This is a genomic window from Bradyrhizobium sp. P3_C3, assembly GCF_056402655.1.
Genome location: NZ_JBFUGY010000013.1, coordinates 35,929 through 56,879, shown reverse-complemented (window position 1 = coordinate 56,879; position 20,951 = coordinate 35,929). Strand labels below are relative to the sequence as shown.

Sequence of the window (20,951 nt, the reverse complement as noted above, 5' to 3'; positions counted from 1 at the left end):
CTCGGCAAACGAGGAGAAGCTTCCCTGGAAGAGTTCGCCGGACTGCGGATGCGGTTCTCAACCGGCCCTTTCCTGTGAGCAGATCGTCGCTTCTGCCTCCTGGAAATCGGCCATCCCTTTCCTTGTCTGCCGTTCGGCCATGAGCGGGTTGACCTAGAAATCCATACCGCCCATGCCTCCCATGCCGCCGCCACCCGCAGGCGCGCCGCCGCCGGCGTTCCTCTTCGGCACCTCGGCCACCATGGCTTCGGTGGTGATCAGGAGAGCCGCAACCGAAGCCGCGTTCTGGATCGCCACACGAACCACCTTGGTCGGGTCGATGATGCCTTTGGCGACCAGGTTGCCGTACTCACCGGTCTGCGAGTCGAAGCCGTAGGCGTACTGTTCCTTTTCCAGGATCTTGCCGACGATCACCGAGCCGTCTTCGCCGGCGTTGATCGCGATCTGGCGAGCCGGCGCGGACAGCGCCTTGCGCACGATCTCGACGCCGGTCTTCTGGTCGTCGTTCTTGGTGCGCAGCCCCTTGAGATGCTCGGAGGCACGGAGCAGGGCGACGCCGCCGCCCGGGACGATGCCTTCCTCGACCGCGGCGCGGGTCGCATGCATCGCGTCATCAACGCGATCCTTGCGCTCCTTCACCTCGACCTCGGTCGCGCCGCCGACGCGGATCACCGCGACGCCGCCTGCGAGCTTGGCGAGACGCTCCTGGAGTTTCTCACGGTCGTAGTCCGAGGTGGTCTCCTCGATCTGCGCCTTGATCTGGGCCACGCGCGCCTCGATGTCGGCCTTCTTGCCGGCGCCGTTGACGATCGTTGTGTTCTCCTTGTCGATCATCACCTTCTTGGCGCGACCGAGCATGTTGAGCGTGACGTTTTCGAGCTTGATGCCGAGATCTTCCGAGATCGCCTGGCCGCCGGCCAGGATCGCGATGTCCTGCAGCATGGCCTTGCGGCGATCGCCGAAGCCCGGAGCCTTGACGGCCGCGACCTTCAGGCCGCCGCGCAGACGGTTGACGACGAGGGTGGCGAGCGCCTCGCCTTCCACGTCTTCGGCGATGATAACGAGCGGCTTGCCGCTCTGTACGACTGCTTCCAGGAGCGGCAGCAGTTCGTTCAGGCTGGAGAGCTTTTTCTCGTAGATCAGGATATAGGCGTCGTCCATTTCAACCCGCATCTTGTCGGCGTTGGTGACGAAGTAGGGCGAGATGTAGCCGCGGTCGAACTGCATGCCTTCGACGACTTCGAGCTCGGTCTCGAGCGATTTGGCTTCTTCAACCGTAATGACGCCCTCGTTGCCGACCTTCTTCATGGCGTCGGAGAGGAACTTGCCGATCTCCGCATCGCCGTTGGCCGAGATGGTGCCGACCTGGGCGATCTCCTCGTTCGAGGTGACCTTCTTGGAGTTCTTGACGAGGTCGGCGACGACGGCGTCCACTGCCAAGTCGATGCCGCGCTTGAGGTCCATCGGGTTCATGCCGGCGGCAACCGCCTTGGCGCCTTCCTTCACGATCGCAGCCGCGAGCACGGTGGCGGTGGTGGTGCCATCGCCGGCCGCGTCAGCTGACTTGGAGGCGACTTCGCGCACCATCTGCGCGCCCATGTTCTCGAACTTCTCTTCGAGTTCGATCTCCTTGGCGACGGTGACGCCATCCTTGGTGATGCGGGGAGCGCCGAACGACTTGTCGAGGACAACGTTGCGGCCCTTCGGACCGAGCGTCACCTTTACCGCGTTGTTGAGAATTTCGACGCCGCGCAACATGCGGTCGCGGGCATCGACGCCGAATTTGACTTCTTTGGCTGACATGGCGATCTCCGTTTTCAACTGGTCAGATCCCAAAGGCCGCGCAACTGGCGAGCTCTTGAGGGATGAGATTTGAATTGCGGGCCTCATCCTTCGAGAACCCGGCTACGCCGAATCCTCAGGGTAAGGAAAACCGGCTGGCGCTTACGCGGCCTTCTTCTTGGTGGCCGGCAGATCCGTGAGGACGCCCATGATGTCGCTTTCCTTCATGATCAGCAGGTCGACGCCGTCGATCTTGACTTCAGTGCCGGACCACTTGCCGAACAGCACGCGGTCGCCGACCTTGAGGTCGATCGGGATCAGCTTGCCGGCTTCGTCGCGGCCACCGGGGCCGACGGCGACGACTTCACCCTGGGAGGGCTTCTCCTTGGCGGTGTCCGGAATGATGATGCCACCGGCTGTCTTGTCTTCGGCCTCTATGCGCTTGACCACGACGCGGTCATGGAGCGGACGGAATTTCATGCGATCCTCCCTGGCTTTTGTGATTATTTCTGGATTGGCAGTCGTAATGAAGCACGTGCCGTAAACGAAGTCTTCCGCTTCCATCAAGACGTGAGGCTTCGTCTCAAAAATTGGCGGCGACCAGATCGTAAGACCCCCTGCTGCCGCGGACGTACACCCTGGCAGCGGCGGCACATATCACATCACGATTGGAATCGAATGCGCTCAGGAAATCCGATTCATTGTTGGAGTGAGCGCCCGGTTCAAGTCGCCTCAGCGCGTCTTCCTCTATGAAGAACGATGCCTCTAACGCGCTATCGTATCCCCAAAAACGCACGGCGTGCCGCGTTCGGTCATATGAACGACTGAAATTCGGAAACTCGATCATGGTTGGGTCCGATCAAGTTTGCGCAACGGGAATAGGTTCTGAGAGCGATCCGGCTGCGCTAAACCATAAATGGCTACTCTGGAATCGGATTACAACTGCCCACGAAAATTAAGTGCGACCAGCCTCGTGATCTTCTTCGGGCTGTTGATCGTCGCTGCAATAAATTTTCAGTGGTAGTCCTCTCGGCTCACCCGCGCTATCGGCTCAAGCCAACAGCTAGTTGGCTCCGCTAAAATGACTCACGAGCTCAGCGCGGCGGCAGTTGATGCGATCCTTGCACAAGGTACGACCGTCACTCGTACTGCGCTCAGTCCTACAGGTGGTCAGCTTGTCTTCAGCGACCCGCGCGATCGTCGTGCGAAATTCGCGAACACCGTCCGGGTAACTGATCTCGAGTTTCTGGAAGATGTTCTGAGTAAATGGTGGCGAACAAAAACAGCGACGTCTCCAACGGACGGCGGCATCCGCTCTTTCCCAATAGGGCAACGGTGACGTCGATTTGACGAGCAATATCAATTGGCTGGGGCGGGAGGGATCGAACCTCCGAATGGCGGAATCAAAATCCGCTGCCTTACCGCTTGGCTACGCCCCAACAGGCGACCAGGGAATGGGCGGAAGAACCGGCTACCGCAGATTCCCGCTGGTCGCAGCCGGTCTATAGGGAGCGGCGCGGCATTTCAACCGCCTGGAGGGGCAAAATACCTGAGGTCCAGGACCGGGGCCGGCGCTGGCCGTGCCACCCTTTATTATAGGCCCGGCGGCGGCGCCGTTCCGGGCCGGCGCAGTCCCGGCGTTCGGGCAGTTGAGACCCCCCCCGTTTCATGGGAATACGGCGCCAATACCTGTCCACGGGAGTGAGCCATGACCTACCGCGCGCCGATCTCAGACATGCTGCTGTCGCTCAACCATGGCGCCGGCCTCAAGGCTGCCGTGGAGGCCGGCCATTACGGCGATTTCGACGGCGACATCGTGAGCGCCGTGCTGGAGGAAGCCGGCAAGTTCGCAACCGACGTGCTGGCGCCGCTCAACCAGGTCGGCGACGAGCACGGCATCAAGCTCAGCGATGGCAAGGTCACGACTGCGCCGGGCTGGCCGGACGCCTACAAGCGCTGGACCGAGGGCGGCTGGAACGCGGTCTCCGGCCCCGAGGATTTCGGCGGCCAGGGCCTGCCGATCGCGATCAACGCCGCCTGTACCGAGATCTGGAGCGCCTCCAACGTCGCCTTCGGCCTCTGCCCGCTGCTCACGGCGTCAGCAATGGAGGCGCTGGATGCGCATGGCAGCGACGAGCTGAAAAAGATCTATCTGGAAAAGCTCGTCTCCGGCGAATGGACCGGCACGATGCAGCTGACCGAGTCGCAGGCCGGCTCCGACGTCGGCGCGCTGCGTACCCGCGCCGAGCGGCAGGCCGACGGCACCTATCGCATCAAGGGGACGAAGATATTCATCACCTATGGCGAGCACGACATGACCGACAACATCGTGCATTTCGTGCTGGCGCGCCTGCCCGATGCGCCCGCCGGCACCAAGGGGATCTCGCTGTTCCTTGTGCCGAAGTTCATGGTCAATGCCGACGGCTCGCTCGGCGCGCGCAATGACATCTATGCGTCGGGCGTCGAGCACAAGCTCGGCATGCATGCTTCCCCGACCTGTACCATGACCATGGGCGATCATGGCGGCGCGATCGGCTTCCTCGTCGGCGAAGAGAACCAGGGCATGCGCTGCATGTTCACGATGATGAACCAGGCCCGCCTCGGCGTCGGGCTGGAGGGCGTCGGCGTCGCCGATCGCGCCTACCAGCAGGCGCTGGCCTATGCGCAGGAGCGCAAGCAGGGCCGCGCCATCGGCAAGACGGGCGACGGTTCGGACGCGATCTTCGTGCATCCGGACGTCAAGCGCATGCTGATGCGGATGCGGGCGCAGACCGCGGCCGCGCGCACCATCTGCTATGCGACCGCGGTCGCGATCGACGTCTCCACGCGTGCCAAGGATCCGAAGGTCCGCGCGGACGCCGCCGCGCGCGCGGCGCTGCTGACGCCGATGGCGAAGGGCTATTCCACCGATATCGGCAACGAGGTCGCCTATCTCGGCGTGCAGGTGCACGGCGGCATGGGCTTCATCGAGGAGACCGGCGCCGCGCAGCACTATCGCGATGCGCGCATCACCGCGATCTACGAGGGCACCAACGGCATTCAGGCGATCGATCTCGTCACCCGCAAGCTCGCGGCCAATGGCGGCGCTGCGGTGTGGGCGCTGCTCGACGACCTCTCGGCAACCGTGAAGCAGGTCGAAGCCTCCAACGATCCCGCTTTCGGCACCACAGGTACCAAGCTGCGCGAAGCGCTGGAGGCGCTGACGCGCACCAGCAAGTGGCTGCTGGAGCGCGTGACCTCCGCGCCGAACGAGGCGCTCGCCGGCGCGACGCCGTATCTGCAGCAGTTCGGCTCGACGCTCGGCGGCTGCATGCTGGCCTCCGAGGCGCTCGCCGCCAAGTCCGACGGCAACACCGACGCCGCGCGCTACGTCTCGCTCGCGCGCTTCTTCGCCGAGAACATCACGGTGCAGGCCGGCGCGCTCGAGCGCACGGTGACGGAGAGCGCGGAGTCGGTCGCGGCGGCGGATGCGGTGTTGTTGGGGTAAGGGTGGCTACGACGCCGCAAGCTTCGCGCGTCGGCCCGGCCGCCACAGCACGATTCCCGCCGCCACGAGATCGAGCATCACACATATCGCAAACGCGCTCGTGTAGTTGCCGGTGAAACTCCGCACGAGGCCGATGATGCCGGGGCCGAAGGCGCTGACGACGCCGCTGATCGACGTGCCCAGTCCCATTGCGGCGGCAAAGGCGGCAGCACCGATCTCGCGCTGGATGATCAAGGGTGGGAACGTGATCATGTTGCCGATCGAGAAGCCGTAGACGGCGCAGCAGACGAGCAGCACGGTCGGGTTCGTGCTTTGGAGAAGCACGAACAGCGCCGCCGCCTGGCTCGTCATCGACGCCGCGCAGGCGAGCCGCGGATCGAGCCGGTCGACGAACAGGCCGAGCGACAGGCGGCCGACCACCGCCATCGCCGCCATGATGGTGACCGCAAGGCCTGCGGCATAACGCCCGATCAGCGGCTCGAGGAACGTCACCTGGTGGATGATGAATCCCATCTGCGCCAGCAGCGCGATCGCGATCGGCAGCACCATGGTCCAGAACGCCGCGTTGGCGAGCAGCGTCTTGCGGGAATGGGCCGGCGCGGCCATGCCAGCGGACGAGCGGCCGCCCGATGCCGGCGACATCTGCGTCGGCCAGCCGATGAAGATGACGACCACCGGCAGCACCAACACCACCATAGCGATCGTGGCGGCAAGCATGGCGGACTGGAAGCCGATGCTCCCGGTCAGCGACAGCAACAGCGGAACGAGGACGATGCCGCCGCAGGTCGCGCCGTTGAAGGCGAGGCTGAGCGCGAGCCCGCGGCGCCGCTCGAACCAGGCGTTCAGCACGGTGGCGATCACCACGGTGCCCATGCCGGTCCAGCCGACAGACATCAGCGCATAGGCGAGATAAAGCTGCCAGGGCGTCTGCATCAGCGCCAGCAGCACGGTCGACGCGCCGAGCGCCGACAGGCCGCACAGGATCAGCGCGCGCAGTCCGATGCGGGCGAGCAGATCGTCGGTGAAGATGACGAGCACGGAGGTGAGGAGAAACGAGAAGGTGCTGGCCGCGGAGACCAGCGTGCCCGGCCAGCCATGGGCGCGCTGGAGCTCGGCGAGATAGACGCCCTGGCCATAGAGGCCGAAGCCGAACATGAAGAAGGCCATCAGGAAACAGGCCAGCACGACGCGCCAGCCGCGATAACGCAGCGAGGATTCGTCAACGCCCGTTGCGGCAATCATCAAACGAGCAATCGGCCAAATGGAACGGCATTGGGCAATCGTGCCCTACAACCCCCGGTTTTTCAAATGAAACATTGTAGCCATTTGCTGCAATGCGCAACTGCATGTGCGAAGCAATACAACCGGCATGATCCGGTGCGGTGCGGTTCCCGATCAGAAAAACGACAGCGCGCCATGTGGCGGACTCACGGGGACGTTCTCGAAAAGGTCGAGCGGGCGGATTGGCACGCCTGCAAGATGATGTAGGCTGAGGCTTGCGAGACTCGCCAAGGCAAGCGTCGCGGCGACCGCAGGGGGCTCTCATGCCGAATGGCAATATCGTCGTCACCGAAGAGCGCGGAACGCGCGTCATCACCCTGCGCCGCCCGAGCAAGAAGAACGCGATCACGCAGGACATGTATCGCGAGATGAGCCGCGCGATCGACACCGCGCAGAACAACCCCGACATCCGCTGCATGATCATCACCGGCGGCTCCGGCGTGTTCACCGCCGGCGACGACATCGACGACTTCATGCAGGCCGAACCAAATTCCGAGACGCTGTCGGACGGCGCAAAATTTCTCTATTCGCTCGCCCTCAACGTCAAGCCGATCATCGCGGCCGTCGATGGCGCCTCGATCGGCATGGGCACCGTGATGCTGTTTCATTGCGACTATGTGCTCGCCTCGAACGCCGCGACCTTCTCCGCGCCCTATATCCACCTCGGGCTCGTTCCGGTCGGCGCGGCCAGCCTCCTGATGCCGAACACGATGGGCTACCAGCGCGCCTTCGCGATGCTGGTGATGGGGCGGACCTTCACCGCCGCGGAGGCCCACGCGGCAGGCTTCGTCAACACCGTGGTCTCGCCGGGACATACCGAGGTCGAGGCGCGCAAGGTGGCGCGCGATATCTGCCGGCTGCCGGCCGAGGCGGTCGCGGCCTCGCGCAAGCTGCTGCGCGCCGCGCCCGAGGAGCTCACCCGCCGCATCGACCAGGAGGCCCATCTGTTCGGCGAGCGGTTGAAGTCGGACGAGGCGATTGCCGCGTTCAAGGCGTTTGCAAACCGGAAGAAGAGGTAGGGCGCCCTCTTCCCCTAGTGCGAGACGGGTGACGGGTCTGTCTCAACGAGTCCGGCACCGTAGGGTGGGCAAAGGCGTACTTGCGCCGTGCCCACCATCAATCCACAACCGCAACAGAAGCGGTGGGCACGCTTCGCTTTGCCCACCCTACGACACTCCCGCAAGGGGAGAAGGAAGAAAGCTTCGTGAAATCTTCGCGCGGAACGACTAATCTGGCTCCATGCGACATTTTCTCCGCCTGACCGTCCTTACACTCGCTCTCGCCACCCTCCCCGCCTCGGCCCAGACCGCCGCGCCCGTCGAGCTGCGCATTCTCGCGATCAACGATTTCCACGGCAATCTGCGTCCGCCGCCGGGCGGCATCCGGATCGGGGATCCCGAGGACAAGAGCAAGAAGGTGACGGTCGCGGCCGGCGGCGCGGAGTACATGGCGACGCTGGTCAAGCAGCTGCGCGAGGGGCACACAAACACGATCTTCGTTGCGGCCGGCGACCTGATCGGCGCGAGCCCGTTTCTGTCGGCAATGTTTCACGACGAGCCTTCGGTCGAGTCGCTCTCGATGATGGGGCTTGCGATCACCTCTGTCGGCAATCACGAGTTCGACGAGGGCAAGACCGAGCTCTTCCGGATGCAGAACGGCGGCTGTCATCCGGTCGACGGCTGCCAGGGGCCGCATCCCTTCACCGGCGCCAAGTTCCATTATCTCGCGGCCTCCACCATCGAGACCGCGACCGGCAAGAGCGTACTGCCGCCCTACGAGATCAGGGAGTTCGAGGGCATCCCTGTCGCCTTCATCGGACTGACCTTGAAGGAGACCGCGGGCATCGTCTCGCCCTCAGGCATTGCCGGGCTCGAATTCCGCGACGAGGCCGAGACGGTGAACGCGCTGGTGCCGCAGCTGAAGGCGCGCGGCGTCGAGGCGATCGTGGTGCTGATCCACCAGGGCGGTGAGCCCTCAGGCGACTACAATGAATGCCCCGCCATCACGGGGCCGATCGTCGACATCGTCAAGAAATTCGACCGCGCCGTCGACGTCGTCGTCAGCGGCCACACCCACCGCGCCTATGTCTGCGACATCGACGGGCGGCTCGTCACCAGCGGTGACAAATACGGCACGCTGGTCACCGCGATCGACCTCAAGCTCGATCCTGCAACCCGCGACATCGTCAACGCCAAAGCCGAGAACGTCATCGTCGCCAATGCCTCGCTGGCGAAGGATCCCGAACAGACCGCCCTGATCGAAGCCTATGACAAGCTGTCGGCACCGATTGCGAATCGCCCGGCCGGATCGGTGACGCAGACGCTGTCGCGCGTGCCGAACGAGGCCGGCGAGAGCGCGCTCGGCGACGTCATCGCGGACGCGCAGCTCGCCGCGACGAAGGACACCAAGGATGGCAGCGCTGTCATCGCGCTCACCAATCCCGGCGGCATCCGCACCGACATTGTTCCGAAGGAGAACGGCGCGGTGTCATTCGGCGAACTGTTCGCGAGCCAGCCGTTCCGCAATCGCCTCGTTACGATGACGCTCAGGGGCAGCCAGCTCAAGGACATGCTGGAGCAGCAATGGCTCGATCCGAAGCGCCCGCGGATTCTCCAGGTCTCGAACGGATTCAGCTACACCTGGGATGCGACGAAACCGTTCGGCGAGCGAATCAGCCTTGAGAAGATGACGCTCAACGGCAAGCCGATCGAGCCTGGGCGCGGCTACCGCGTCACCGTCAACGATTACCTCGCCGTCGGCGGCGACGGTTTTACGGCCGCCAAACAAGGCACAGCGCAGCAATATGGCGGCTACGACGCGGACGCGCTGTTCGCCTTCTTCAAGGCGCACGGACCGATCGGTCCGCTGCCGCCCACGCGCATCCTGCGCGTGAATTGATCCGGATCAAACGGACTTGTCCGGAACCACCCTTTGCCATCCCCGCCCAAGCGCTTAGATTGCGTTTTGCATTTGCGTTTTGGCTCGGGATGCGCCAAGCGACGTCAAGAGCCCGTTCCCTGTGAGGCCGACCTGATGAGCACGCTTCTCCTCTCCCACAAGGCCTGCCTCGACCACGTCACGCCTCCGGGACACCCTGAAAGGCCCGACCGCCTGCGGGCGGTGGAAGAAGCGCTGTCGCAGGAGCGCTTCCAGTTCCTGGCGCGCGACCTTGCACCGGAAGGCGATCTCGATCTCGTGACGCTGTGCCACAACGAGCATTACGTCACCGAGCTGCGCCACATCGCGCCGACCAGCGGTCAGGTCTATATCGACGGCGACACCTCGATGTCACCAGGCACGTGGGAAGCGGTGATGCGCGGCGTCGGCGGCGCAGTGGCTGCGACCGAAGCGGTGATGAATGGCGAGCATCGCAACGCCTTCGTCGCGGTGCGCCCGCCTGGACATCACGCCGAGATCGGCAAGCCGATGGGCTTCTGCTTCTTCGACAATGCCGCGATCGCCGCGCGTCATGCGCAGCGCAAATACGGCATCCAGCGCGCCGCCATCGTCGATTTCGACGTACATCACGGCAACGGCACGCAGGACATCTTCTGGTCCGATCAGACCGTGATGTACTGCTCGACGCATCAGATGCCGCTGTTTCCGGGCACCGGCGCGAAGGGCGAGCGCGGCGACCACGACACCGTCGTCAATGCGCCGCTCGCTTCCGAAGACGGCGGACCAGAATTCCGCGCCGCGTTCGAGCAACTGATCCTGCCGCGCCTCGAAAAATTCAGCCCCGAGCTTCTCGTCATCTCCGCGGGCTTCGATGCGCATTACCGCGATCCGCTGGCCTCGCTGAATTTGCGCGCGGAGGACTACACCTGGGTCACGCGCAAGCTGATGGACCTTGCCGACAAGTCCGCAGGGGGCCGCATTGTTTCGGTGCTCGAGGGCGGCTATGACCTGCAAGGATTGAAAGAATCTGTTACGGCGCATGTCGGCGCCCTCATGGGCGCTTGACGCACCCGCCACATTACGCCCGCAAAACTGCGCTTTTTCTCACGTGAAGCGGGCAATCGGAAACGGATATGGCCGAAAATACCCAAGTCGACGTCTCCAGGCTCACCTTCGAACGCGCCATCGAGGAGCTCGAAACCATCGTGAAGCGGCTCGAGGACGGCAAGGTGCCGCTCGAGGAATCCGTGACGATCTACGAGCGCGGCGAGGCGCTGAAGCGCCGCTGCGAGGAATTGCTGCGCCAAGCCGAGGCACGCGTCGACAAGATCACCACCGATGCCAGCGGCCAGGCCACCGGCACCGCACCGCTCGACGTGCAGTAAGGTCCCCGTTTCAAGCCGCCCGCCTCAAGCATCGGCCATCTGCAGTTTTTCATGATCGCACGCCGCTGTTTGGGCTTACAGCCCTCGGCGGCCAGGCACTGACATCGAAGAGTTCCCCCGGCCAGGGCCTCTCGGGCTCGCGAATCTGGCCAAAACGGCCTTCCTCTCGCCCAAAATGCAGGCGAGGAACCGGGCAAGACTGGAACCCATCCGCCGGCGCCAGGATTAACCAAGCTGGCCCGCGGGTTGCAGGTGCATACCCCTAAACGACCCTGCGGGTTGGCTTTGGCCCAAGCTTTGGTGTAAAGCTGCGCGGAGTGTGGCTTTTTGCAAGCCTTGCGTGGGCACAGATTACCGACGACAAGCGCTTCAAACTGCTAATGAAATTGGCTGGGACGGACGAAGCCGATCTAAGTGACAGGGATCACAGGGACTGAACCGGAGCGCACCTAAGCTCACCTAAGCTTGAAGACGGGGCCCTGCCCCATGCAGGTGGCTCCGACGGTTTAAGGACTCGCGCTGCGCCGATATTGTGCAAACCCATCGCGCACCGGAACGATCTTCCGGCGCTGACAAATTGGAAATCGCCGTGAACGCATACAGTAAAACGCCGCTTCTCGACACCATCCATACGCCGGATGACCTGCGCAAGCTCAAGATCGAGCAGGTTCGCCAGGTCGCCGACGAGCTGCGGCAAGAGACCATCGATGCCGTCTCGGTGACAGGCGGTCACTTCGGCGCCGGCCTCGGCGTGGTCGAGCTCACCACCGCGATCCATTATGTCTTCGACACGCCGCGCGACCGGCTGATCTGGGACGTCGGCCATCAGGCCTATCCGCACAAGATCCTCACCGGCCGGCGCGACCGCATCCGCACGCTGCGCACCGGCGGCGGCCTGTCCGGCTTCACCAAGCGCAGCGAGAGCGATTACGATCCGTTCGGCGCGGCGCATTCCTCGACCTCGATTTCCGCCGGCCTCGGCATGGCGGTCGCGCGCGACCTTTCCGGCGGCAAGAACAACGTTATCGCCGTCATCGGTGACGGCGCGATGTCAGCCGGCATGGCCTATGAAGCCATGAACAACGCCGGCGCCATGAACTCGCGCCTGATCGTGATCCTCAACGACAACGACATGTCGATCGCGCCGCCGGTCGGCGCCATGAGCGCCTATCTGTCGCGCCTCTACTCCGGCAAGACCTATCGCACGCTGCGCGATGCGGCCAAGCAGATCAACAAGCGCCTGCCCAAGATCATCGCCAACCGCGCCAACCGCGTCGAGGAATATTCGCGCGGCTTCATGATGGACGGCGGCACGCTGTTCGAGGAGCTCGGCTTCTATTACGTCGGCCCGATCGACGGTCATAACCTCGACCATCTGCTGCCCGTGCTGAAGAACGTGCGCGACATGGAGACCGGCCCGATCCTGGTCCACGTCGTGACGCAGAAGGGCAAGGGCTACGGCCCGGCGGAAGCTTCCGCCGACAAGTACCACGCGGTCGTGAAGTTCGACGTCGCGACCGGCACCCAGGCCAAGGCCAAGCCGAATGCGCCGGCCTACCAGAACGTGTTCGGCCAGAGCCTCGTCAAGGAAGCGCAGAAGGACGACAAGATCGTCGCCATCACCGCGGCGATGCCGTCGGGCACCGGCGTCGACATCTTCAACAAGGCCTTCCCGGACCGCACCTTCGACGTCGGCATCGCCGAGCAGCACGCGGTGACGTTCGCCGCCGGTCTTGCGAGCGAGGGCTACAAGCCGTTCTGCGCGATCTACTCGACCTTCCTGCAGCGCGGCTACGACCAGATCGTGCATGACGTCGCGATCCAGAACCTGCCCGTCCGCTTCGCCATCGACCGCGCCGGCCTCGTCGGCGCCGACGGCGCGACGCATGCCGGCTCGTTCGACAACGCCTATCTCGGCTGCCTGCCGAACATGGTGATCATGGCGGCGGCCGACGAAGCCGAGCTCGTGCACATGGTGGCGACCCAGGTCGCGATCGACGACCGTCCGAGCTCGCTGCGCTATCCGCGCGGCGAAGGCCGCGGCATCGAGATGCCCGAAGTCGGCGTTCCGCTCGAGGTCGGCAAGGGCCGCATGATTCGCCAGGGCAGCAAGATCGCCTTGCTCTCCTTCGGTACGCGCCTCGCCGAATGCGAGAAGGCGGCCGACGAACTCGCCGCCCACGGCCTCTCCACCTCGATCGCCGATGCGCGCTTCATGAAGCCGCTCGACACCGAGCTGGTTCTCAAGCTCGCCCGCGACCACGAGATCCTGATCACGATCGAGGAAGGCTCGGTCGGCGGCTTCGGCTCGCATGTCGCGCAGTACCTGACCGATCAGGGCGCGCTCGACGGCGGCATGGTCAAGTTCCGCTCGATGGTGCTGCCCGACGTGTTCCAGGACCACGACACGCCGGCCGCGATGTACGGCCGTGCCGGTCTCGACGCCAAGGGCATCGTCGCCAAGGTGTTCGAGGCGCTGGGCAAGGACGTCAAGACCGAGACGGTCAAGCTCGCCTGACGGCGAGCTTCGACCTTCGCGAACCAGCGCGACCTTCATGAAAATCTATCTGGCAGGGCCCGACGTGTTCCTGCCGGATGCGGTTGAGATCGGCCGGCAAAAGGCCGTGATCTGCGCCGCGCATGGGCTCACCGGCCTCTATCCCCTCGACAACGCCATCGATCTCACCTCGCCCGACGCCTCGCGGCAGATCTTTTGCGGCAACGAGGCGATGATGGACGAAGCCGATGCCATCATCGCCAACCTCACCCCGTTCCGCGGTGCCGGCGCCGACCCCGGCACCGTCTACGAGCTCGGCTACATGGCCGGCCGCCGCAAGTTTTGCCTGGCCTATTCCAACGACGGCGCCGTCTATGCCGACCGCGTCGGCCGCTTCATGGACGTGACCTCCGAGGACGGACGGCTGGTCGATGCACAGGGGCTGACGGTCGAGGATTTTGGCCTCGTCGACAACCTCATGATGATCCATGCGCTGGAGCTGCACGGCTGCCCGCTGGTGACGCCGGCGCAGATGCCGATCGACGTCTGGCACGATCTGGCCGCGTTCGAGGCTTGCGTCCGGATGGCGGCCGCGCGATTGATCGCTACATAGACGCTTCGACGCTTCAGTCGCCTCCGGAGATCCGATGTCCCCTGCCCGCAAGCGTGCGGATGTTCTGCTGGTCGAGCGCGGCTTGTTCGAGAGCCGGGCGCGGGCGCGCGCGGCGATCGAGGCCGGGCTCGTCACCGCCGACGACAAGCAGGTCGCCAAACCCTCGGAGACGATCGCCGAGAACGCGGTGATCGTGGCCGAGCCTGCGCATCCTTATGTGTCGCGCGGCGGCGTCAAGCTCGCCGGCGCGCTGGAGCGCTACCCCATCGAGATCGAGGACCATGTCTGCCTCGATGTCGGCGCCTCCACCGGCGGTTTCACCGAGGTGCTGCTGGCGAACGGCGCCAGCCTGGTGTTCGCCATCGATGTCGGCACCAGCCAGCTGCATCCTTCGCTGCGCGACCATCCCAAGATCGTGTCGATGGAGGAAACCGACATCCGCAGCTACGACGGCAAACGGCTGCCGGCGCGGCCCGACGTCGTCGTCATCGACGTCAGCTTCATCTCGCTCAAGACGGTGCTGCCCGTGGCGCTGTCACTGGCAGCGGCACCGATGAGCCTGCTGGCGCTGATCAAGCCGCAGTTCGAGGCTGACAGGAAGCACAACAAGAAGGGCATCATCCGTGACGCCGCCGTGCATCGGAAAATCTGCGATGACATCGCGGTCTTTGCCGCTTCGCTCGGCTGCACCGACATCGAGGTGTTCCCCTCCCCGATCACGGGCGGTGACGGCAATATCGAATTCTTCCTGGGCGCGCGCCGTGGTTGAGCGCGTGAGGATCGATCACGTCGGCCATCGCGGCGACGGCGTCTCGCTCGCTGCGGGCGATGCCGTCTATGTGCCCTACACGCTTGGCGGCGAAACCGTTGAGGTCGACCACGTCGCCGGCAACCATCCCGACCGCCGCAAGCTGCTCGCGGTCGATGTCGCCAGCCCCGATCGCATCGAGCCGTTCTGTCCGCATTTCGGCGTCTGCGGCGGCTGCGCCATCCAGCACTGGGCGCCCGCGCCGTACCACGCCTGGAAGCGCGGCATCGTCGCCGAGACGCTGGCGCAGGCCGGCATCGATTGCGAGGTGGCGCCGCTGGTCGATGCCCATGGTGCGGGCCGCAGGCGCGTCACGCTGCACGGCCGGTTCGGCACGCATGACGTCCTCAAGGTCGGCTTCTCGGCGGCGAGCTCGCACGACGTGATCCCGATCCATCGCTGCCCGATCCTCGATCCCGGGCTTGAGGGTGCGCTCGATGCCGCCTGGGCGCTTGCCGAATCCCTGACGTCCAGAATGGCGGCGACGAAGCCGCTGGACATTCAGGTCACCGCGACCGCCAACGGCCTCGATGTCGACGTGCGCGGCTCCGGCCCGCTGCCGACGGCGCTGGTCACGGCGCTCTCGCGCGTCGCCGAGCAGCATCGGCTGGCGCGGCTGACCCGGCACGGCGAGCTGGTGCTGCAACGCCTGCCGCCGACGGTGCGGATGGGCCGCGCCGAGGTGACACTGCCGCCGGGCTCGTTCCTGCAGGCAACGGTCGCGGGCGAGGAGACGCTGGCGTCTCTCGTCGCCGAGCGCGTCGGCAAGGCCAAGGAGGTCGCCGACCTCTTCTGCGGCGTCGGCCCGTTCGCTCTCCGGCTCGCGGAAAAGGCGCGCGTCACCGCCTATGACAACGACGCCGGCGCCGTCACCGCGCTCGCGAAGGCTGCGCGCACCCCAGGGCTGAAGCCGATCAAGGCCGAACCGCGCGACCTGTTCCGCCGCCCGCTGGTGCCGCCGGAGCTGCGCGACTTCGACGCCGTGGTGTTCGACCCGCCGCGCCAGGGCGCGCAGGCGCAGGCGCTGAAACTCGCTGCGAGCAAGGTACCCGTCGTGATCGCGGTGTCCTGCAACGCGGCAACCTTCGCCCGCGACGCCCGGCTCCTCATCGACGGCGGCTACAGGATCGAGACCGTGGTCCCGGTCGACCAGTTCCGCCACACGCCGCACGTGGAATTGGTGGCGCGGTTCGCGCGCTGATGCAGTACCTGCCGCTCACCGTCCGATTGCTTCCAGACTGCTATGCCGACGGCTCGAATTGCGGCTGCCATCGCAGCAGGTAGGACTGCAGCGAGCGCACCGCGATCGCCAGCAGGATTCCGACGAACATCATGACGAAGATGGCAACCATCATCTCGCTGGCGTTGGCGCGCGCCTCGGCTTCGATGATGAGCTTGCCGAGCCCGCGCTCGGCGCCGATGAACTCGCCGACGATGACGCCGATCAGCGCAAAGGACACCGCCGGCAACAGCGAAGCGAACACCCAGGCCAGTGCGGAAGGGATCACGACCGTGCGCAACACGGTGAATTCGCTGGCGCCGAGCAGACGGGCGGCAGCGATCTGGTCGCGGTCGACCGCACGCGTTCCCTCGAAGGTGTTGAAGAACACCACGAAGAACACGACGAGCCAGGCAGTGGCGATCTTGGAGAGATCGCCGAGGCCGAAGATCAGGATGACGAGCGGCACCAGCGCGATGCGCGGTATCGAGTTCAGCGCCACGACATAGGGCCCGAACACGCGGGCCAGGAAGTCCGAACGGCCGAGGACCAGGCCGGCCGCGATTCCGCTCGCGGACCCGAAAAGAAACCCCCACCAGGTGTTCTTCAGCGTGACGAGCGTGGCGAGCCACAAATTGTTGTCGTTGCCGTTGATGCAGGCGGCGAAGCCGGCGGGATCGGCAAAGCAGCCAAGCCGCAGGAAGCTCTGCCAGATCAACGACGGCTTGGCGACGAAATACGGATCGAGGATTTTCGGCACATAGGCCTTCGGCAACAGCGCCTTGCTCCATTCGAAGCCCCACTGCCAGACGACGAGAACCACCACGAGAATGGCCACTTGCCAGAACAGGACGGCGCTACGGCTGTTGGACATGATCATTCGGCCCTGGTGCGGCGGAATTCTTCGCCGAGGGAATGCCAGATGTGAGAGTAGAGGCGGCCGAATTCGGCGGTCTCGCGCACGTCCACGGGATCGCGCGGCCGCGGGATGGCGACGTCGAAATCTTCCTTGAGCCTCCCGGGCCGCGCCGAGAGCAGGATGATGCGGCTCGCCAAGGTCAAGGCCTCGCCGAGATCGTGGGTCACGAACAGCACGGTCTGCCGCTCGCGTTCCCATATCTCCAGCAGCGTCTTGTGCATCTCGAGCTTGGTGTGGGTGTCGAGCGCGCCGAACGGCTCGTCCATCAGCAGGATCTCGGGCTCCATGATCAGCGTGCGCATCAAGGCGACGCGCTGGCGCATGCCGCCGGACAGCATGCTGGGGAAGCTCTGTGCAAAGCCGGAGAGCCCGGCCTTCTCGACGGCCGAAGCGACGCGCCCGGCGCGCTCGGCCTTTCGCAACCCCGCGATCTCCAGCCCATAGCCGATGTTCTGCTCCACGGTTCGCCAGGGAAACAGCGTATCGCGCTGGAAGACATAGCCGACCCTGCGGTTGACCTTTCCGGTCTCAACCATGTCCTCATCGATCAGGATGCGTCCGCCCGAGCGCGGCAATAGCCCCGCGACCATGTTGAGGATGGTGCTCTTGCCGCAGCCGGACGGACCGAGCAGCGCGACGAACTCGCCCTGCTTGACCTCGAAGGAAACGTCATCGACCGCCACGAACTCGCGGCCGGACGCGCTGAACCGCTTGGCGAGACCTCGCACCGCGATGCGGGTTCGCGCCTCCGCTCTCTCAACCTCGTCTCGCGCGAGCGCGAATCCCGGGCCTGGCGCGGCGATCATTTGTATTTCGCCCTCGCCGCCTGGAGGAAGCTGATGTCGACGACATCCTCGTATTTCGTCTCGGGAATATCCGTTCCCTTGCGGTACCAGGGCTTGGCTCCGCGTTCGAACGAGGACTTGTCGATGACGCCGTCATAGGCCCAGGTCGACTTGTCGAAGCCGAGCTCGGCACTGACCGCATCGGGGTCGATGCCCGAGAAATATTTCGGCGTGACCAGTGCCTGCACGTCCGCGAGCGGCGTCGCCTTCACGAAAGCCATCGCGCGGTGGATGGCGTTCACATAGGCCTGCACCATCGCCTTGTCCTGCTCGATCGTATCCTGGAGCGTGTAGATCACCAGCACGGGCAGCGTTCCGCCGAAATCCTTCTCGAATACGCCGGGCTTGGAGGTGTCATAGATCGTCCTGCCAAAGCCCTTCTTCTCGACCTCGACGATCCAGCTTGGCGGCGCCATGATGGCGTCGAACTGCTTGGTCTGCAGCGACGGAAACATCGTGTTGGGTCCGCCGCCGGCGACCCAGTTCACCCTGTCGCCGAGCCCGCGCGTTTCGAACACATAGGTGCCGAACACCCAGGTGCCCGACCCGATCGCGGTGGCCGCGACGATCGGCTTGGCGCCGTCAGGCCGTTTATGCCCGGCGAGCTTCTCGACCGAATTGATACCGCCGTCGTAAAGGTCCTGCCGGACCACGATGTTGGCGTAGGAGCACACCATCTCGGTCGCGAGCAGGATCTTGCAGGGTTTGCCGCGCGCACTGAGCTGGAGCGGGTGGCTGGCATCGCCGTGCGCGAACACGGCTTGTCCCGCCGCCAGCGTCTGACGGCCGAACGTGCCGGCGTTACCGGTGACGAGCTTGGAGTCGAGACCTTCGTCCCTGAAGTAACCCTTCAGCTCGGCAATCATGCCGATGGCGTAGACCGGCGACACCGGCCCGAAGGCGAGCGATACCTGCTTGGTCTCGGCGCGGAGCTGCCCGGGCAGCATCGATGCGCCGGCCAATGTGGAGCCCGCGATCAACGCCTGGCGCCTGGTGATGTTCATGTGCTCCTCCCTTGATTCTTGTTTGATCGATCCGTTCGTCAGGACGGCCCAGGCGCGATCCGGATGGTTCCTGTCTTTCGCAGCGTTTCGATTTCGCTCGACGAAACGCCGATCTCGCTCAGGATCTCGCGCGTCTGCTCGCCGATCTGCGGCGGATCGTAGCGGTTGGGCAGGCGGCGGCCGTCCATGGAGATCGGCAACAGCGGCGTTTTTGCCTCGCCGCCATCAGGCAGGTGAATGTTGGTCAGCCCGCCCGACTGGTTCAGATGCGGGTCGTCGAAGAGATCGCCGGGCTTGTTCACCGGCGCGTAGGGCAGATCGAGCTGCTCGAGGCGCGCCGCGAGATCGGCCTTGTCCCATTGCTTGAAGATCTTCGCGATCTCGGGGATCAGCCAGCCGCGATGGTCGACACGGTCGTTGCTCGTCGCAAAGCGCGGATCGGCAAGCCAGGATTCGCGATCGAAGGCGCGGCAGAACGCCTCCCACTGCTCTTCACCGACGATGGTGACGAACAGTTTCGAGCCGTCCCTGGTGTCGAAGAGATCGTAGACCGGCCAGGGGCTGTCCTTGATCGAATAAGGAATCGAGGGCTGGCCGCTGACCACCTCGCACATCATGGCCTGCGCCATCAGGAACACGTTGTTCTCGTAGAGCGCGCTCTGGATGTAGCGACCGCGGCCGGTGCGCTGCCGCTCGGCCAGCGCAGCCTGAATCGCGATCACGCCGAACATGCCGCCCATGATGTCGTTGACCGAGGCGCCGGCGCGCATCGGCCGGTCCGGCAGGCCGGTCATGTAGGCAAGGCCGCCCATCATCTGCACGACCTCGTCGAGCGCGAGGCGATTCTCGTAGGGGCCGGGCAAATAGCCTTTGAGCGAGCAGTAGATCAGGCGTGGCGCAAAAGCGGCAACCGACTCGTAGTCGAGACCGATCCGCTTCAGCAGGCCAGGGCGGAAATTCTCGATCAGGACATCGCCGCTCTCGATCAGCCGCCGCGCGATGGTCTGGCCTTCCGCGGTCGAGGTATCCAGCGCGATGCTGCGCTTGTTGCGGCTATAGGTGGCGAAGAAGCCGGCAGCCGGCCCCTTGAAATAGCGGGTGCGGTCGCCCTTGGGCGGCTCGACCTTGATCACGTCGGCGCCGAGATCGGCGAGGATCAAGCCGCAGCTCGGCCCCATCACCATCTGGCTGAACTCGATGACACGAAGGCCGGCCAGCGGACGGAGCTCCGTTGCCGCCTCGGGCGCGGCCGTCGTCATGCCGCCCTCCGCAGCACCTTGGGAATGCCGGCCTCGTGCAGGTGCCCGGTCAGATGTTTTGCCGGGATATGGCGGGCCAGAATCTCGCGCGTCTGCATCAGGCGATCGAGGTCGATGCCGGTCGAAAGTCCCATGCGTTCCAGCATGAACACGAGATCCTCGGTGACGATGTTGCCACGGGCACCAGGCGCGAACGGACAGCCGCCAAGTCCTGATACCGCGGCGTCGAAACGCCGGATCCCGGCTTCGAGGCCGGCGACGGCATTGGCGAGGCCAGCACCGAGCGTGTCGTGCAGATGCAGCCGCAGCGTCATCTGCGATCCGACTTCGCGCCTGACGGCTTCGACGATCTGCCTGATCAGTTTCGGGGTGGCATAGCCGACGGTGTCGGCCAGTCCGATCTCGTCGGCACCGGCCTCGGCGAAGGCGCGCGCGACCCGGCATACCGCCGCTTCGCTCACCTCGCCCTCCAGCGAGCAGCCGAAGGAGGTGGCGATCGCGCCCATCAGGTGCGGCCGCCGGTCCGCCGGAGAGGCGTCGATCGCGGCGCGGACCGCGCGAAACCCGTCGAGCTGCTCTTCGATCGAGCGGCGCACATTGGCGCGGTTGTGCGTCTCGCTGGCGGAGATGACGAAGTAGATGGCGTCGACACCGGCGGCGATGGCGCGCTCGGCGCCCTTCACGTTTGGCACAAGTGCACCGATGGTCGCGGTCCTGTGCGCGAGCGCGTGCGCCATCACCGCATCGACATCGGCGAATTGCGGTACGACCTTCGGCGGCACGAAGGATCCCGCGTCGATCTCGCGCACGCCGGCGGCGGCGATCGTATCGATCAGCGCGCATTTGGCTTCGGTGGGAACGAACACGTCCAGGTTTTGCAGCCCATCGCGGGGGCCGACCTCGCAAATCAGGACATCCGGCGCATGCGCCATCAGGCTCTCCCTGGTTCGATTG

Annotated in this window: 19 protein-coding genes and 1 tRNA gene; 9 read left to right on the top strand and 11 right to left on the bottom strand. The window is 64.9% G+C overall.

Going from position 1 to position 20,951, the window contains the following annotated elements; genetic code table 11:
* Positions 1-153: 153 nt before the first annotated feature.
* The 4 genes from groL to AC1DW2_RS16540 all read right to left on the bottom strand — a co-directional run bounded on the left by groL (position 154) and on the right by AC1DW2_RS16540 (position 3,221).
* Positions 154-1,803: a chaperonin GroEL gene (groL, locus tag AC1DW2_RS16555; RefSeq protein WP_071917644.1), complete on the bottom strand. Its 1,650-nt coding sequence runs from the start codon at positions 1,801-1,803 to the stop codon at positions 154-156.
* Positions 1,804-1,944: 141 nt separating this feature from the next.
* Positions 1,945-2,262, bottom strand: a complete 318-nt coding sequence (locus AC1DW2_RS16550; RefSeq protein WP_354119881.1) for a co-chaperone GroES — start codon at positions 2,260-2,262, stop codon at positions 1,945-1,947.
* Between the two features lie 103 nt (positions 2,263-2,365).
* Positions 2,366-2,629, bottom strand: coding sequence for a DUF1488 family protein (locus tag AC1DW2_RS16545; protein WP_063984906.1), 264 nt, complete (start codon positions 2,627-2,629; stop codon positions 2,366-2,368).
* A gap of 517 nt (positions 2,630-3,146) precedes the next feature.
* Positions 3,147-3,221 (bottom strand) — tRNA-Gln (locus AC1DW2_RS16540).
* 269 nt (positions 3,222-3,490) lie between these two features.
* On the opposite strand from AC1DW2_RS16540, the gene AC1DW2_RS16535 reads away from it, so the two are divergent.
* Entirely contained in the window at positions 3,491-5,269 is a 1,779-nt protein-coding gene (locus tag AC1DW2_RS16535) for an acyl-CoA dehydrogenase (protein WP_477006603.1), read from the top strand.
* Positions 5,270-5,275: 6 nt separating this feature from the next.
* Here the strand turns inward: AC1DW2_RS16535 and AC1DW2_RS16530 are convergent, their stop codons facing one another.
* Entirely contained in the window at positions 5,276-6,511 is a 1,236-nt protein-coding gene (locus tag AC1DW2_RS16530; protein ID WP_477006602.1) for an MFS transporter, read from the bottom strand.
* A gap of 302 nt (positions 6,512-6,813) precedes the next feature.
* Here AC1DW2_RS16530 and AC1DW2_RS16525 point away from each other — a divergent pair, with 302 nt between their 5' ends.
* Entirely contained in the window at positions 6,814-7,569 is a 756-nt protein-coding gene (locus tag AC1DW2_RS16525) for an enoyl-CoA hydratase-related protein (protein WP_028148179.1), read from the top strand.
* Between the two features lie 14 nt (positions 7,570-7,583).
* Here AC1DW2_RS16525 and AC1DW2_RS16520 read toward each other — a convergent pair whose 3' ends face one another.
* A complete protein-coding gene (locus tag AC1DW2_RS16520) occupies positions 7,584-7,733 on the bottom strand; it encodes a hypothetical protein (RefSeq protein ID WP_477006601.1) in 150 nt (49 codons plus the stop codon).
* A 56-nt stretch (positions 7,734-7,789) separates the two neighbouring features.
* Between AC1DW2_RS16520 and AC1DW2_RS16515 the strand changes: the two genes are divergently transcribed.
* The 7 genes from AC1DW2_RS16515 to AC1DW2_RS16485 all read left to right on the top strand — a co-directional run bounded on the left by AC1DW2_RS16515 (position 7,790) and on the right by AC1DW2_RS16485 (position 15,952).
* Positions 7,790-9,448 carry a bifunctional metallophosphatase/5'-nucleotidase gene (locus tag AC1DW2_RS16515; protein ID WP_477006600.1) on the top strand — a complete coding sequence of 553 codons (1,659 nt, stop codon included), beginning with the start codon at positions 7,790-7,792 and terminating at the stop codon, positions 9,446-9,448.
* 135 nt (positions 9,449-9,583) lie between these two features.
* A complete protein-coding gene (locus AC1DW2_RS16510) occupies positions 9,584-10,513 on the top strand; it encodes a histone deacetylase family protein (RefSeq protein WP_477006599.1) in 930 nt (309 codons plus the stop codon).
* Positions 10,514-10,581: 68 nt separating this feature from the next.
* Positions 10,582-10,833, top strand: a complete 252-nt coding sequence (locus tag AC1DW2_RS16505; RefSeq protein WP_008132970.1) for an exodeoxyribonuclease VII small subunit — start codon at positions 10,582-10,584, stop codon at positions 10,831-10,833.
* Positions 10,834-11,422: 589 nt separating this feature from the next.
* Positions 11,423-13,351, top strand: a complete 1,929-nt coding sequence (gene dxs / locus AC1DW2_RS16500) for a 1-deoxy-D-xylulose-5-phosphate synthase (protein WP_028148183.1) — start codon at positions 11,423-11,425, stop codon at positions 13,349-13,351.
* 37 nt (positions 13,352-13,388) lie between these two features.
* Positions 13,389-13,943: a nucleoside 2-deoxyribosyltransferase gene (locus AC1DW2_RS16495; RefSeq protein WP_208085212.1), complete on the top strand. Its 555-nt coding sequence runs from the start codon at positions 13,389-13,391 to the stop codon at positions 13,941-13,943.
* A 34-nt stretch (positions 13,944-13,977) separates the two neighbouring features.
* A complete protein-coding gene (locus tag AC1DW2_RS16490) occupies positions 13,978-14,712 on the top strand; it encodes a TlyA family RNA methyltransferase (RefSeq protein ID WP_477006598.1) in 735 nt (244 codons plus the stop codon).
* A complete protein-coding gene (locus AC1DW2_RS16485) occupies positions 14,705-15,952 on the top strand; it encodes a class I SAM-dependent RNA methyltransferase (RefSeq protein ID WP_477006597.1) in 1,248 nt (415 codons plus the stop codon). The genes AC1DW2_RS16490 and AC1DW2_RS16485 overlap by 8 nt, the downstream gene beginning before the upstream one ends.
* 40 nt (positions 15,953-15,992) lie before the next feature.
* On the opposite strand, the gene AC1DW2_RS16480 is transcribed toward AC1DW2_RS16485, so the two are convergent.
* The 5 genes from AC1DW2_RS16480 to AC1DW2_RS16460 are packed head-to-tail and all read right to left on the bottom strand — an operon-like array spanning position 15,993 to position 20,929.
* On the bottom strand, positions 15,993-16,844 hold the full coding sequence (locus AC1DW2_RS16480; RefSeq protein ID WP_477006596.1) for an ABC transporter permease: 852 nt from the start codon (positions 16,842-16,844) through the stop codon (positions 15,993-15,995).
* 2 nt (positions 16,845-16,846) lie between these two features.
* Entirely contained in the window at positions 16,847-17,695 is an 849-nt protein-coding gene (locus AC1DW2_RS16475; protein WP_477006595.1) for an ABC transporter ATP-binding protein, read from the bottom strand.
* Positions 17,692-18,738 (bottom strand): ABC transporter substrate-binding protein, encoded by a 1,047-nt coding sequence (locus AC1DW2_RS16470; protein ID WP_477006594.1) that lies wholly within the window; start codon positions 18,736-18,738, stop codon positions 17,692-17,694. The genes AC1DW2_RS16475 and AC1DW2_RS16470 overlap by 4 nt, the downstream gene beginning before the upstream one ends.
* A 38-nt stretch (positions 18,739-18,776) precedes the next feature.
* Positions 18,777-19,997 carry a CaiB/BaiF CoA transferase family protein gene (locus tag AC1DW2_RS16465; RefSeq protein WP_477006593.1) on the bottom strand — a complete coding sequence of 407 codons (1,221 nt, stop codon included), beginning with the start codon at positions 19,995-19,997 and terminating at the stop codon, positions 18,777-18,779.
* Positions 19,994-20,929 (bottom strand): hydroxymethylglutaryl-CoA lyase, encoded by a 936-nt coding sequence (locus AC1DW2_RS16460; protein ID WP_477006592.1) that lies wholly within the window; start codon positions 20,927-20,929, stop codon positions 19,994-19,996. Before AC1DW2_RS16460 ends, AC1DW2_RS16465 begins: the two co-directional genes overlap by 4 nt.
* Positions 20,930-20,951 lie beyond the last annotated feature (22 nt).

Bases quoted from the DNA above. Each gene is read 5' to 3' on its own strand.
- AC1DW2_RS16505 (WP_008132970.1), top strand. From the start codon at position 10,582: ATGGCCGAAAATACCCAAGTCGACGTCTCCAGGCTCACCTTCGAACGC.
- AC1DW2_RS16490 (WP_477006598.1), top strand. From the start codon at position 13,978: ATGTCCCCTGCCCGCAAGCGTGCGGATGTTCTGCTGGTCGAGCGCGGC.
- AC1DW2_RS16535 (WP_477006603.1), top strand. From the start codon at position 3,491: ATGACCTACCGCGCGCCGATCTCAGACATGCTGCTGTCGCTCAACCAT.
- AC1DW2_RS16550 (WP_354119881.1), bottom strand. From the start codon at position 2,262: ATGAAATTCCGTCCGCTCCATGACCGCGTCGTGGTCAAGCGCATAGAG.
- AC1DW2_RS16525 (WP_028148179.1), top strand. From the start codon at position 6,814: ATGCCGAATGGCAATATCGTCGTCACCGAAGAGCGCGGAACGCGCGTC.
- AC1DW2_RS16530 (WP_477006602.1), bottom strand. From the start codon at position 6,511: ATGATTGCCGCAACGGGCGTTGACGAATCCTCGCTGCGTTATCGCGGC.
- AC1DW2_RS16470 (WP_477006594.1), bottom strand. From the start codon at position 18,738: ATGAACATCACCAGGCGCCAGGCGTTGATCGCGGGCTCCACATTGGCC.
- AC1DW2_RS16510 (WP_477006599.1), top strand. From the start codon at position 9,584: ATGAGCACGCTTCTCCTCTCCCACAAGGCCTGCCTCGACCACGTCACG.
- AC1DW2_RS16480 (WP_477006596.1), bottom strand. From the start codon at position 16,844: ATGTCCAACAGCCGTAGCGCCGTCCTGTTCTGGCAAGTGGCCATTCTC.
- AC1DW2_RS16495 (WP_208085212.1), top strand. From the start codon at position 13,389: ATGAAAATCTATCTGGCAGGGCCCGACGTGTTCCTGCCGGATGCGGTT.
- groL (WP_071917644.1), bottom strand. From the start codon at position 1,803: ATGTCAGCCAAAGAAGTCAAATTCGGCGTCGATGCCCGCGACCGCATG.
- AC1DW2_RS16515 (WP_477006600.1), top strand. From the start codon at position 7,790: ATGCGACATTTTCTCCGCCTGACCGTCCTTACACTCGCTCTCGCCACC.
- AC1DW2_RS16460 (WP_477006592.1), bottom strand. From the start codon at position 20,929: ATGGCGCATGCGCCGGATGTCCTGATTTGCGAGGTCGGCCCCCGCGAT.
- AC1DW2_RS16475 (WP_477006595.1), bottom strand. From the start codon at position 17,695: ATGATCGCCGCGCCAGGCCCGGGATTCGCGCTCGCGCGAGACGAGGTT.
- AC1DW2_RS16545 (WP_063984906.1), bottom strand. From the start codon at position 2,629: ATGATCGAGTTTCCGAATTTCAGTCGTTCATATGACCGAACGCGGCAC.
- AC1DW2_RS16465 (WP_477006593.1), bottom strand. From the start codon at position 19,997: ATGACGACGGCCGCGCCCGAGGCGGCAACGGAGCTCCGTCCGCTGGCC.